The organism is Pseudomonas sp. GV047 (assembly GCF_003058245.1).
GTDB classification, from domain to species: Bacteria; Pseudomonadota; Gammaproteobacteria; order Pseudomonadales; family Pseudomonadaceae; genus Aquipseudomonas; species Aquipseudomonas marginalis.
The window spans coordinates 169,187-182,658 of the sequence record NZ_QCWA01000008.1; the positions used below are offsets into that span (position 1 = coordinate 169,187).

Consider the following 13,472-nt stretch of genomic DNA (forward strand, 5'->3'; position numbering starts at 1 on the left):
TTGTGGGGATAAAATGTACTGGTTAGTTAATTTGGTCAATTGATGACGGCAGATGTGTTCGATTACCGAACCGTTAATCAAACGTGTCCGGCGCTCGAATCAGATTAGATATCAATTGAAAATCATTCTCGACAACGCTTAAGATGCCCGCCTGTTTCCTTTACATTCCAGGGAGTCGGTTTGTCGGACGTGGATCTCAAAGGCCTGTTTCTCAAGCACGCCGATACCCTGCGCGGGTATCTGGCGCGCAAGGTACGGGACCCGCAGTTGGCGGCCGACCTGGTGCAGGAGAGCTTCCTGCGCCTGGCGGAAAAACCTGCCGGCGAGCGTATCGACAACTCCCAGGGCTATCTCTATCGAACGGCGAGCAATCTGCTGATCGACCATATTCGCCAGGAAGCGCGGCGCAAGACAGACTCCGTGCCCCATGAGGCGCTGGCCGAGATTGAAGATGAAGTGGCCGGGTTGGAGGCTCAGGCAATGGCGCAGCAACAGCGACAGGCATTGAAGCAGGCGTTGGCGGAATTGCCGGAACGCACCCAGCAGATCTTCCGTCTGAACCGTATAGAGGGCATGACCCACGCCCAGGTCGCCCGGCATTTGGATATCTCCGACAGCTCCGTGCAAAAGCACCTGGCCAAGGCGCTGGCGTATGTGATGCAGCGCTTGCAGGACGGCGAGGTGGGGCAAGCCGACGAATGAATTACGGAAAAACCTCAGCTCAGACGTCACAGCGTCATATAACGAAAAATTCGAGATTCACACGTGAATAGCCAGGGTCCGCAACAGCACAGCATTACCGAGGAGGCCGCCGAGTGGGCGGTGCGCCTGCACGCCGGTGCCCTGACCGACCAGGAGCAGGCCGAGCTGCGCCAGTGGATCGCCTGCGACAGCCGCCACGAAGCGGCGCTGCGCTTTGCCGAACAGACCTGGGCGGCGTTGGGTGAGGTGCATAAGGACGAGAGCGTTCACCGCCAGCGCCCCGCGACCGCAGCGCTGCCTGTGCGTCGCTCCCTGCGGCGCAGGCCCTGGCAGCGTGCGGCGGCGGTCGCGCTGGTCGTGGTGGTGGCCGGCGTCGGCTGGCTGCGCGGGCCGGACGCCTGGCTGCGCATGCAGGCCGACTATGTCACCCAAAAGGGCGAGGTACGCACCGTGCACTTGGCCGATGGCAGCACGGTGGAGCTGGATTCCGCCAGTGCCATCCGCCTGGATTACGACGGCGTGCAGCGGCGTATCAGCCTGATCCAGGGCTCGGCGATTTTTGATGTGGCGCCGATGTCGGGTCAGGAGACCCGTCCGTTCGTGGTGCAGAGCGCCGGCGGGCAGACGCGGGCGTTGGGCACGCGGTTTGTGGTGGAGCGCGAGGCCGACCGCCGTGCTTGGGTGGGCGTGTTGCAGCACAGCGTCGAAGTGTCTTTGCACGCCTCGCCGAAAAAAGGCCCGAGCGATCGGGTGCTCCAGGAGGGCCAGGCTGCGCGCTACAACGCCCAGGAGGGGGTGGTGCCCCTGGATCAATTCGATGTAGACCGTGCCACCAGTTGGCGACGCGGCGTGCTGATCTTTGATCGCCAGCCCCTGGCCAAGGTCATTGAGCAGCTCAATCGCTACCGTCCGGGGCGGGTGGTGTTGACCCATTCCGATTTGGGCGAGCGCGAAGTCAGCGGCGTCTTCCGTCTCGACATGCTCGACAGCGCCCTCGGAACGCTCACCCAGGAACTTCAAGTGCAACGCTTGGACCTGGCAGGCCTCAGCCTGATCTATTGATGACCCGGTGGGAGGCCTGCTCTCACCCGCTTAAAACCCCCCTTCGCAAAAACTTTTTAAAAAACCTTACTGACTTCCTGTGCCTCGTACGTCTTGCTAGGTGAGAAGCATTCGCATAAACAAACATACGATCAGCGCAGGGAAACCAGAAATGTCAGCACTCACCAAGGGGCGTATCACCGGTAGCCGGTTAGCCCTGGCCATCCACTTGGGTCTGTTCGCCGCGGCCGCTCCCGTGTATGCGGTGCAACCTCAGGCGGACGCTGCCCAGTCGGCGGTGCGGGTGTTCGATGTCCCGGCGCAATCCTTGGGCAGTGCCGTATTGGCCTTTGCCGACCAGGCCGGTCTGCAGGTGCTATTTGACAGCCCGCGCCTGCAAGGCTTGCGCAGCACCGCGCTCAAAGGCAGCTTCAGCGTGCAGGAAGGGCTTGGCCGTTTGCTCGGTGCCACGCCGGTGGAGTACCGCTTTACCGGTGAGCGCCAGGTCACCCTCAACCGTGTCAGTGACGACCCCGACGGCGCCATGACCGTGGGCACCACCACCATCACCGGCAACACCAACGGCCAGGCCAGCGACTGGGTGTACCAGACCCCAAAGTCCGTGGCGGTGATCAGCCGCGACATGATCGATAAACGTCCGCCCCGTCACGCCGCCGACATGCTCGAAGAAACCGCCGGCGTCTACACCGCCGTCAACCAGCGCGACCCCGGCCTGTCGGTGAATATTCGCGGTGTGCAGGACTATGGCCGGGTGAACATGAACATCGACGGCATGCGCCAGAACTTCAACGTCAACGGCCACCAGCAGCGCAACGGCACCATGCTGATCGACCCGGAGTTCATCTCCAGCATCGAGATCGACAAAGGCAGCCAGTCGGGGCAGGGCGGTGCGGCCGTGCTGGGCGGCATTGCTTCGTTCAAGACCCTGGATGCCAGTGAGTTCCTCACGGACGGCAAGGACTACGGCGGCCGCCTTCGCGCCGGCAGCGGCATCGGTGAACTGGGTAACGGCACCGACTTCAACGGCAGCGGCGTGTTCGCCTTTGGTGATGAGCGCGGCGATGTCGTGCTGGGCTACAGCGAGCGGCATTTCGGTAACTACCGCGCCGGCCGGCACAACGACGACAACCTGGGCACCAACCTGCGCGCCAGGTCATCTGCCCCTGCGGCCTTCGACGACTGGTTGAACAGCGAAGTCGGCGACACCGGCAGCGTGACCCGCTCGCAGATCGTCAAGTTCGGCCTGAACCTGCCCAACGACCAACGCGTGCAGTTGAGCTACCTGGAAACCGACACCGACAGTAACGATGCCTGGGGCTATATCGCCAACGACCTTCAGAGCACCTACTACGTACGCACCAGCAAAAACAATCTCAACGCCAAAAACGTCGCGCTGGACTACAGCTACAGCCCGGACAACCCGTTGATCGATCTCAAGGCCAAGCTCTATTACGTCACCACCCAGATGGATCGCAGCAACGCCCCCAACCTGTCGTCGCCAGGTACCGGTAACTACGTCGGCGCCTACACCGATCACTTCCAGACCGACACCTGGGGCCTGCAGGGGGACAACAGCTCGCGGTTCGATTTTGGCGACCAGGGGCATGTCACCTGGAACTACGGGGTGGAGCTGTATCAGGACGAGTTCAAGCCCCGCACCAACAAAGTTGAAGCCACCAACAACCTGGGCTTGTTGCCTTACGCAGAGGGCAGCACCCCAGGGGGCAAGCGCACCATCGCCAGCCTGTTCAACAACGCGCAGTACGAATATGGCGGCTGGCTGACCCTGGATGCGGGCTTGCGTTATGACCGCTATCGGCTCGAAGGCGAAACCGGCATGACCCTGTACCGGCGTGATCGCTTCTACAACAGCCTTGTCGGTGCCAGGCGTGTCTCGGAAGTGATGGAGGTCGACCGTGAAGAAGGCCAGTTTTCCCCCACCTTCGGTCTCGCGGTGAAACCGGGCGTGGACTGGCTGCAGCTCTATACCCGGTGGGGCAAGGGCTGGCGGCCACCGGCGGTGACCGAAACCTTCATGACCGGCCGACCCCACGGTGGCGGTTCGGGAGAGCGCGTATTTCCCAACCCCTACCTCAAGCCTGAAGAGTCACGGGATTGGGAAGTGGGCATGAATGTCTTCAAGGAAGGCTTGTTTTTCAGTGACGATCGCCTCGGCATGAAAGTGGCGTACTTCGATACCCGGATTGAAAACTTCTCTTTCCTCAACACCAGCGTCAGCTTGCCGGAAACCCAGGTGGGTGGATTCCTCGGGACCATGGCTTACGTCAATAACACCAACCCGACGCGTTTTCGCGGGGTCGAATACCAGCTCAATTACGACATGGGCCGCGCGTACGCCAACCTCAGCTACACCCACATGATCGGCAGCAATGAGTTCTGCTCGAAGAACTATTACATGGGCGGTGCCAAGACCACCGGGCCAAGGACTACTCGCCTGGAGCGTTTCACCCTGCCGGATGGGCGCATCGGCATACGGCCGGTCACCACCTATGAGGTGTTGGATGACGACGTCGCCAACAACAAGGAAAGCTGCGGACGAATCATGGGGAACGCCACGTACATGCCGGCCGATCGCGGCTCGCTGACCCTGGGTACGCGCTTCCTGGAAAAACGCCTGGATACGGGTGTGCGTGTGCGCTACAGCTCGGGTAACGGCGAAAACCTCAATCAGCAGGGCTACGAGCTGATGGATCAGGCGATGTGGCCCAAGTACACGCTCTACGACCTGTACGCCAGTTACTGGATGACGGATCAACTGAACATTGCACTGGCGTTGGAAAACGCCACTGATGAAGCCTATTTCGTCGCCATGGGCGACGCCAACAACCTCAGCCTGGCGCGCGGGCGAACCCTGAGCGGCATGTTGGAATACAAATTCTGATCAGCGTGCGCAGGCACTTGATCAACGGTTTTGCCCATGGGTGGGCAAAAAGGCGCGCCGCACCGGCGTGCTCATCAACAACGTTGTTTAACGAGGTTTAGCGATGACTATTTCTGTTAGCTACGATTCGGGCCTGGGTTCTCTGTCGGTATCGGACTACCTGAGCTCGTGGGCAGTGGGGTTCAACACCGCAGGGCACGGCACCAGCAACACCGGCGGCTTCAGCAACGGCACCCTCAGCGGCGACCAGTATTCGACCCACGGCGCCAACAACTCCGAGTACGCGTTCATCGCCGACAGCGACACCAGCAATGGCCTGCACTATGTGTTCAACCCGTCGTTGCCCGCCAGCAGCAACCTGAACCACTACCTGTGGGGCGACCTGGATAACGTGCAACTGGGCACAGGCCTGGGCGGCGGCAATGGCAGCGACTTCTCCCTGAGCGACTTCAAGGTCGCGTTCAACGGCCTCGACCTGAGCGCCGCCGAGGGCGCCGGCCGGGCTGGCAACGACGTACAAAGCGTTATCTACGGTTTGATGCAGGGCAACACCGCCGCGCTGGAAACCGTGCTCAACAACCTGCTCGACGACTTTGGCCTGTCCACTGCCAGCACCTTCGACGAAGTGTCTGCGGGCCTGGCGGCACACGCCAGCGCAGTGTCCACCGACGTTGCCCTGGTGGGCGTGCAGGACGTGGCACAGGACTGGGCACTCGCTGCCTGAACCTGCTGCCGCCTGAAAAAAGCGAATGGAAGATCGCTCTCCCATTCGCCGTACTACACCGCCGTCGCCCAAGCCTTCTAACTCTTCCGGCGACGGCGGTGCCGAATTCTGCGCAGCGCCGTATCGGCTGTCAACGCGGCGACGCTGCACGTTCAACCCCACGAGAATCCCCAGATGCGCCACGTCGGCAACGAAACCCTGGCCGCCCTCACGGCCTATAAAAGTGGCTTCTTCAACATCGGCCTGTTCTCGGCGGTGATCAACCTGCTGATGCTGGCTCCGGCGCTGTACATGCTGCAGGTATATGACCGGGTGCTGGCCTCGGGCAATCAGATGACCCTGTTGATGCTGACGCTGATGATCCTCGGCCTGTTCGGCCTGATGGGGGCGTTGGAGTGGGTGCGCAGCCAGGTGGTGATCCGCCTCGGCACGCAGATGGACATGGGCCTGAACCAACGGGTCTACGACGCCGCGTTCGAAGCGCAACTCAAGGGCGGCACCCAGGCGGCGGGCCAGGCGTTGCATGACCTGACCACCTTGCGCCAGTTCGCCACCGGCCAGGCGCTGTTCGCGTTTTTCGATGCGCCGTGGTTTCCGGTGTACCTGCTGGTGATCTTCCTGTTCCACCCCTGGCTTGGCCTGCTGGCGCTGGGCGGCGCAGCGATACTGATCGCGTTGGCGTGGATCAACCACCATGTCAGCCAGACGCCGATGGCCCAGGCCAGCCAACTGTCCATCCACGCCTGCCAGCAGGCCACGGCCAACCTGCGCAATGCCGACAGCATCGAAGCCATGGGCATGCTCGCCACCTTGCGCGGGCGTTGGTTCAATCAGCACCAGGCGTTCCTCGCCCAGCAAAACCTGGCCAGTGAAAAGACCGCCGCCGTCACCGCCTGGTCCAAGGGCGTACGCCTGGCCTTGCAATCGCTGGTACTCGGCCTGGGCGCGTTGCTGGCGGTGCAGGGCGATATCACGCCGGGGATGATGATTGCCGGCTCGATCCTGATGGGGCGGGTGCTGAGCCCCATCGACCAACTGATCGGCGTCTGGAAACAATGGGGCTCGGCGCGCCTGGCCTACGAGCGCTTGTCGCAACTGCTGGCGGCCAACCCGGCGCGACCGCCGCGCATGAGCCTGCCGGTGCCCAAGGGCCAGTTGAGCGTCGAGTACATCAGCGCCTGCGCCCCCGGCAGCCGTCGACCGGCGCTGGCCAATCTGGGGTTCAACCTGCCAGCGGGGGACGTGCTCGGCGTGATCGGACCTTCCGGCTGCGGCAAATCCACCCTGGCGCGGGTGCTGGTGGGCGCCTGGGCACCGCTGGCCGGCAAGGTGCGGCTGGACGGCGCCGACCTGGCCCAGTGGGACAAACAGCAACTCGGCCCGCACATCGGCTACCTGCCCCAGGACATTCAATTGTTCGCCGGCAGCATCGCCGACAACATCGCACGGTTTGCCGAACTGGATAGCGACAACGTCCTGGCCGCCGCGAAAATGGCCGGCGTACATGAACTGATCCTGCAACTGCCCCAAGGCTATGACACGCAATTGGGGGAGGGCGGCGCGGGGTTGTCCGGTGGGCAAAAGCAACGCGTGGCCCTGGCCCGTGCGCTGTACGGCCTGCCGGCGTTGATCGTGCTGGATGAGCCCAACGCCAACCTCGACGAAGTGGGCGAGCAGGCGCTGCTCCAGGCCATCACCCAGCTTAAGCAGCAGCGCCGCACGGTGATCCTGATTACCCACAAAGCCAATGTGCTGAGCCTGACCGACCAGTTGCTGATCCTCAAGGACGGCCAGTTGCAGGCCTTTGGTCCGACGGCGCGGGTGCTGGAGGCACGGCAGAAACCGGCAGCCTCCAAACCGGTGTCGACCCTGAGCATGAGCTACCGCCTCGGCGAAGGAAAACAGGCATGAGCATGAGTAAGCCGGTGCTGGTCAGCGACCGCCCTCACACGGTGTTGGCGCTGGATGACAAAAAATATTCGCGCCTGGGCTGGTTGTTGGTGCTTGGCGGCTTTGCCGGATTTATCGGCTGGGCCGCGTTGGCGCCGCTGGACAAGGGCGTGGCGGTGTCGGGCAAGGTCATGGTCTCTGGCCATCGCAAGACCGTGCAGCATCCTGCCGGGGGCATCGTCGAGCGTATCGAGGTGCGTGACGGTGATGTGGTCAACGCCGGCCAGGTGCTGTTGCGCTTGAAGGAGACGCCCTTGCGCGGGCAGATGCAGTCGCTGCGCAGCCAGTACCTGGCGTCCCTGGCCAGTGAGGCGCGCTTGAGTGCGGAAAGCGAAGGGCTGCCCGCCATCACCTTCGGTCCTGAATTGCTCAACGAGCCGGAGGCGGCCAACACCCTGAACCTGCAACGGCAACTGTTCACCAGCCGCGCCCAGGCGCTGGCCACCGAGCAGCAAGGCCTGCGCGAAACCATCGCCGGCGCCGAGGCGCAGTTGCGCGGCACGCGGGATTCCCAGGCGAGCAAGCTGCAGCAACGCGCGGCATTGAACGAGCAACTGCAAGGGCTGCGCGAGTTGGCGCGCGATGGCTATATCCCGCGCAATCGCATGCTCGACAGCGAGCGCCTGTACGCCCAGGTCGACGGCGCGATTGCCGAAGACTACGGACGCATCGGCCAGTTGCAGCGCCAGGTTGTGGAACTGCGCCTGCGCATCCGCCAGCTCGGCGAAGAGTTCCAGAAAGACCTGCGCGGCCAGTTGGCCGAGACCCGTACCCGCAGCGATGACCTGCGTAACCGCCTGGCGTCGGCCGAGTTCGAACTGGCCAACAGCCTGGTGCGGGCGCCGGCCTCGGGGGTGGTGGTCGGGTTGGAGGTGTACACCGAAGGCGGCGTGATCAAGCCCGGCCAGGCCCTGATGGACATCGTGCCCCAGGGCGAACCGCTGTGGGTGGAAGCGCGGGTGCCGGTGCAAATGATCGACAAGGTGCATCCGGGCCTACCGGTGGAGTTGCTGTTCTCGGCGTTCAACCAGGCCACCACCCCACGGGTGGCCGGTGAGGTGACGCTGGTCTCCGCCGACCGCCAGGTCGATGAGCGCACCGATGAGCCTTATTACACCGTGCGCGCCCAGGTCAGTGCGGGGGGCATGCAACAACTGGACGGCGTGCGGATTCGTCCGGGCATGCCGGTGGAAACCTTCATCAAGACCGGTGAGCGTTCGATGCTCAACTACCTGTTCAAACCCTTGCTGGACCGTACCCACATGGCCCTGGTGGAAGAATGAAGGCGCTGTTTTTGACCCTGTGCCTGAGCGTTACACCGGCGGCACATGCCTTGGGTTTGCTCGACGCCTACGACCTCGCCCTGCGCAATGACCCGACCTTCCAGGCCGCCATCCAGGAGCGCGAGGCCGGTGAAGAGAACCGCGTGATCGGCCGAGCGGCGTTATTGCCGAACCTGTCCTGGAGCTATAACAACTCGCGCAACGAATCCGAAGTTACCCAAAGCACCGCCGTCGGCGATGTCACCAGCGACCGTGATTACCGCAGCTATGCCTCGACCCTGACTTTGCAGCAACCGTTGCTGGACTACGAAGCCTACGCGCGCTTTCGCCAAGGCACCGCCCAGGCGCTTATGGCCGATGAGCGTTTTCGCAGTAAGAGTCAGGAGTTGGCCGTGCGCGTGCTCAGTGCCTACAGCCAGGCGCTGCTGGCGCAGGAACGCATCGAGTTGAGCCGTGCGCAGAAACGTGCGTATGCCGAACGCCTGCAACTCAATGATCGCCTGCTCAAAGGTGGCGAAGGCACGCGCACCGATGTACTCGAAACCCAGGCACGCTTGAGCTTGGCCCAGGCGGAGGAAATCGAGGCGCTGGACGCCCAGGACAGCGCCTTGCGCGAGCTGGAAGCGATTGTCGGCCAACCGTTGCAGATCGAAGCGCTGGCACCCCTGGCCCGCCCATTCGACATCCCGCCCCTGGAGCCCAACCGCTTCGAAACCTGGCGCGAACTGGCCATGGCCAACAACCCCGAACTCAAGTCCCAGCACCACGCGCTGGACGTGGCGTCCTACGAAGTGGAGCGCAAACGCGCCGGGCACATGCCCAAGGTCAGCCTGTACGCCAGCAGCCGCCAGACCAGCTCCGATTCGGAAAGCAGCTACAACCAGAAGTACGACACCAACAGCGTCGGCATCCAGGTCAGCCTGCCGTTGTTTGCCGGCGGCTCGGTGTCGGCCTCTACGCGCCAGGCGGCCAATCAACTGTCCCAGGCCCAATACGAGCTGGACGCACACACCTCGGCGACGCTGGTGGAGCTGCGCAAGCAGTTCAACCTCAACACCAGTGGTGCGGCGAAAGTGCGTGCCTACGAGATGGCCGTCAGCTCAGCCACCGCACTGGTTACTGCGACCAGAAAGAGCGTCAGCGGCGGTGAGCGGGTCAACCTCGACGTACTCGACGCCGAACAACAACTCTTCACCGCTCGCCGCGACCTGGCCAATGCGCGGCATGCGTATCTGCTGGCCAGGATTCAGTTGAAGTATTACGCGGGGTTGCTGAGCGAGCAGGACTTGCGGGCGTTGGCGGGGTACTTCCAGCCTTCGGCATGAGTGGTTACAACCCGGCATTCGTCGGGTTTTTTGTGGTTACTAATCTGTGAAACAGCTTCGGGAATAGGGAGCCGGTTGTCGGGTGGCAGAGGGAAATTGTTACCTGACGGAAAATAACCTAACGGATGGGTTACGATGAAAGTAGGTGTTTATAAGGGATATGTCATCTCGGTGTTTATCAGGGACGAGCATTGTCCGCCTCATGTACATGTCAGGGGCAGGGAATGGGATGCGCGGTTTCGTTTCAGTTTTTTGGATGGGGACGTTGAATTGTGGGACGTAGAGCCTGAACGGAGGCGGCCACCCACGGCGGTTCTGAAGGACATACGCGAGGTAATCATGCAGCGACATTATCTGGCACGGGCACGCAGGATTTGGTGGGAAAAACTGCAAACGGTTTGCCTGGAGAATCATTCCTGGAACTGGGACACCAGTGAATTGGTTCCAGGGTTAGTCATTCGACGTGGTGTCTACGTCATCGCAAGCGCCTGGCATGACGCTGTAGCGCAACGGACTATTTTGAATCTGGTAAGAGCGCCAGATTGCGTGGGGATTAATTTATGAAAATCGTAAAAGCCAAAGTCATACCTTATGTACCTCTCACTGACGCCGACATCGACAAGGCAATCGCCCGTGGCCGTAGGCTAAAGCGCCTGTACGCCAACGCCAGCAATGTGCGTTATGTAGACGACTGCATTTCCATCGGTTTCAGCGACGGCAGTCGCGTCATGCTGCCGGTGGCAGGGCTGCCGGAGTTCGAAGGGTTTTCAGAGGAAGATTTCCAGCAGTTGGAAGTCAGTTTCGGTGGCAAGGCTATTAGCTGTGAGGCCCGGGATCTGGATGTTTCGATCACGGGCCTGATCGCCACAAGCCAGCCGCTGATGGACCTGGCCACCAGCCTGGTAGCGTCACGCAACGGTCGCAAGAGCAGCGCCGCCAAATCCGCCGCCGCCCGAGCCAATGGCAAGAAGGGCGGCCGGCCACGCAAGAAGGAGCCTGAGGACGCTGAATTACCGCCGGGTCAATAACACCCCGGATTCCATATGGTGCGTCCAGGGGAACTGGTCAAACATCGCACACCGGGTAATGCGGTGGCTGTCATGCAGTTGCGCAATGTTCGCCGCCAGCGTCTCCGGGTTGCAGGAGATGTACAGGATATTGTCGAAGCGTCGGGTCAGTTCGCAGGTGTCCGGGTCCATGCCGGCGCGGGGCGGGTCGACGAATACGCTACCGAATTCATAGCTCTTCAGGTCGATGCCGTGCAGGCGGCGGAAAGGGCGTACTTCATTCAGCGCTTCGGTGAGCTCTTCGGCGGAGAGGCGCACCAGGGTGACGTTACCCACCGCGTTTTCATCGAGGTTGCTCAGGGCCGCATTCACCGAGGTCTTGCTGATCTCGGTAGCCAGCACTTTACGCACACGGGTGGCCAGGGGCAGGGTGAAGTTGCCGTTGCCGCAATACAGCTCCAGCAAGTCATCCGGGCGATCGCCCAAGGCTTCGTATGCCCAGTTGAGCATCTTCTGGTTCACCGTGCCGTTGGGCTGGGTAAAGGCGCCTTCGGGTTGGCGGTAACTGAAAGTGCGGCCGCCGACGTCGAGTTTTTCCACCACGTAGTCGTGGCCGATCACATCGCGCTTGCCCTTGGAGCGGCCGATGATGCTCACATTCAATTCAGTCGCCAGCTTATTCGCCGCCGTGTGCCAGTGCTCGTCCAGCGGGCGGTGATAACACAGGGTGATCATCGCGTCGCCGGCCAGGGTGGTGAGGAACTCCACCTGGAACAGCTTGTGGCTCAGGGCAGCGCTGGCTTGCCAGGCGGCCTTGAGCTGGGGCATCAACTGGTTGATGCGCTGGCTGGCGATGGGGAACGCTTCGATCAGGATCGGCGTGCGCTTGTCGTCCTGGGAAAACATCGCGTAGTGGCGTTCACCGCCTTCGCGCCACAGGCGGAACTCCGCCCGCAGGCGGAAGTTCTGCAGCGGCGACTCGAAGACCTGCGGCTCGGGTGCGTCGAACGGTGCCAACAGGTCACGCAAGCGCGTGACCTTGTCTTGCAGTTGAGCGGTGTAGCGTGTGGCGTCAAAAGTCATGCGTTGAACCAGCCCAGCTTGATCACAAACAGAATCGACAGAATCACCAGTGCCGGGTTGAGCTCACGGTAGCGGCCCGAAAGCAGCTTGATGGCGGTCCAGGCGATGAAACCGAAGGCAATGCCGTTGGCGATGGAGTAAGTGAAGGGCATCGCCAGGGCGGTGATCACCACCGGCGCTGCAACGGTAATGTCATCCCAGTCGATTTCGGCCAGGCCTGAGGTCATCAATACGGCGACGAACAGCAGCGCCGGCGCGGTAGCAAAGGCCGGTACGCTGGCGGCCAGCGGCGAGAAGAACAGCGCCAGCAGGAACAGGATCGCCACCACGATGGCGGTCAAGCCGGTACGGCCACCGGCGCTTACGCCCGCAGCGGATTCGATGTAGCTGGTGGTGGTCGACGTACCCAGCAGCGAACCGGCCATGGCGGCGGTACTGTCGGCGATCAGCGCACGGCCCATTTTCGGCATGTGGCCGTCCTTGCCCATCAGCCCGGCGCGCTTGGCCACGCCGATCAGGGTGCCGGAGTTGTCGAACAGGTCGACGAACAGGAAGGCGAAGATCACGCTGACCAGGCCGATGTCCAGCGCGCCCTTGATATCCAGCTGCAGGAAGGTCGGGGCCAGGGACGGCGGCATCGACATCAAGCCGCCAAACGCGGTGACGCCCAGCAGAATGGAGACGATGGTCACCGCCAGGATGCCGATCAGCACCGCGCCGCGTACGGCCAGGGCTTCCAGCGCAACGATCAGCATGAAGCCGAGGATGGCCAGGATAGGCGCCGGCTTGGTCAGGTCGCCCATGCCCACCAGGGTGTTGGGGTTGCCGACCACGATCCCGGCGTTGTGCAGGGCGATCAGTGCCAGGAACAGGCCGATACCGGCGGCAATCGCCGAACGCAGGGGCAGGGGAATGCTGTTGATGATCCACTCACGGATACGGAAGATCGACAGCAGGAAGAACAGCACCGCCGAAATGAATACCGCACCCAGCGCAACCTGCCAGGTGTGGCCCATGTGCAACACCACGGTGTAGGTAAAGAAGGCGTTGAGGCCCATGCCCGGTGCCAGCGCGATCGGGTAGTTGGCGATCAGGCCCATCACGGTCGAACCGATGGCCGCCGCCAGGCACGTCGCGACAAATACCGCGCCCTTGTCCATGCCGGTCTCGCCGAGGATGCTCGGGTTCACGAACAGGATGTAGGCCATGGCCAGGAATGTCGTGATGCCCGCGAGGATCTCGGTGCGCACGTTGGTGTTGTGTGCCTTGAGTTGAAACAGCTTTTCCAGCATGCCTGCTCCCTGTGACGCTATGTTGCGTCGTTATTTGTTGACCTCTAAGTCAAAGCACAAACTGCGCCAAGCGCCTGTGGTTCCAGAGAGGATCGGAAAAAGCGGCGCATCATACCAGCAGCCGAGGCTGTGTGGCGCATGG

The 13,472-nt window shown here is 62.2% G+C and carries 11 protein-coding genes; 9 read left to right on the forward strand and 2 right to left on the reverse strand.

From position 1 onward, the window contains the following. The first annotated feature begins 180 nt into the window (after nt 1-180). From C8K58_RS21530 to C8K58_RS21570, 9 genes are all read left to right on the forward strand, one after another. Nucleotides 181-702 (forward strand): RNA polymerase sigma factor, encoded by a 522-nt coding sequence (locus tag C8K58_RS21530; RefSeq protein ID WP_098480894.1) that lies wholly within the window; start codon nt 181-183, stop codon nt 700-702. A 63-nt stretch (nt 703-765) separates the two neighbouring features. After that, on the forward strand, nt 766-1,764 hold the full coding sequence (locus C8K58_RS21535; RefSeq protein ID WP_108574263.1) for a FecR family protein: 999 nt from the start codon (nt 766-768) through the stop codon (nt 1,762-1,764). Nucleotides 1,765-1,915: 151 nt separating this feature from the next. Continuing rightward, on the forward strand, nt 1,916-4,666 hold the full coding sequence (locus tag C8K58_RS21540) for a TonB-dependent receptor (protein ID WP_108574264.1): 2,751 nt from the start codon (nt 1,916-1,918) through the stop codon (nt 4,664-4,666). 103 nt (nt 4,667-4,769) lie between these two features. After that, on the forward strand, nt 4,770-5,390 hold the full coding sequence (locus tag C8K58_RS21545) for a heme acquisition protein HasA (RefSeq protein WP_027605294.1): 621 nt from the start codon (nt 4,770-4,772) through the stop codon (nt 5,388-5,390). A gap of 174 nt (nt 5,391-5,564) precedes the next feature. Continuing rightward, the gene (locus C8K58_RS21550; RefSeq protein ID WP_108574265.1) at nt 5,565-7,301 is read left to right on the forward strand and encodes a type I secretion system permease/ATPase; all 1,737 of its coding nucleotides are present in this window, start codon (nt 5,565-5,567) and stop codon (nt 7,299-7,301) included. Continuing rightward, nucleotides 7,298-8,623: an HlyD family type I secretion periplasmic adaptor subunit gene (locus C8K58_RS21555; protein WP_108574266.1), complete on the forward strand. Its 1,326-nt coding sequence runs from the start codon at nt 7,298-7,300 to the stop codon at nt 8,621-8,623. The genes C8K58_RS21550 and C8K58_RS21555 overlap by 4 nt, the downstream gene beginning before the upstream one ends. Then, the gene (locus C8K58_RS21560; RefSeq protein WP_108574267.1) at nt 8,620-9,948 is read left to right on the forward strand and encodes a TolC family outer membrane protein; all 1,329 of its coding nucleotides are present in this window, start codon (nt 8,620-8,622) and stop codon (nt 9,946-9,948) included. Before C8K58_RS21555 ends, C8K58_RS21560 begins: the two co-directional genes overlap by 4 nt. Before the next feature lie 135 nt (nt 9,949-10,083). Beyond that, nucleotides 10,084-10,512 (forward strand): DUF4160 domain-containing protein, encoded by a 429-nt coding sequence (locus tag C8K58_RS21565; RefSeq protein ID WP_098480898.1) that lies wholly within the window; start codon nt 10,084-10,086, stop codon nt 10,510-10,512. Then, complete coding sequence (locus tag C8K58_RS21570) at nt 10,509-10,976, forward strand: DUF2442 domain-containing protein (protein ID WP_027605298.1); 468 nt, start codon at nt 10,509-10,511, stop codon at nt 10,974-10,976. The genes C8K58_RS21565 and C8K58_RS21570 overlap by 4 nt, the downstream gene beginning before the upstream one ends. On the opposite strand, the gene trmA is transcribed toward C8K58_RS21570, so the two are convergent. Both trmA and C8K58_RS21580 read right to left on the reverse strand, forming a co-directional pair. After that, on the reverse strand, nt 10,959-12,038 hold the full coding sequence (trmA, locus tag C8K58_RS21575; RefSeq protein WP_027605299.1) for a tRNA (uridine(54)-C5)-methyltransferase TrmA: 1,080 nt from the start codon (nt 12,036-12,038) through the stop codon (nt 10,959-10,961). The two genes, C8K58_RS21570 and trmA, sit on opposite strands and share 18 nt — an antisense overlap. Beyond that, nucleotides 12,035-13,330 (reverse strand): NCS2 family permease, encoded by a 1,296-nt coding sequence (locus C8K58_RS21580; protein WP_027605300.1) that lies wholly within the window; start codon nt 13,328-13,330, stop codon nt 12,035-12,037. Before C8K58_RS21580 ends, trmA begins: the two co-directional genes overlap by 4 nt. Nucleotides 13,331-13,472: the final 142 nt, after the last annotated feature.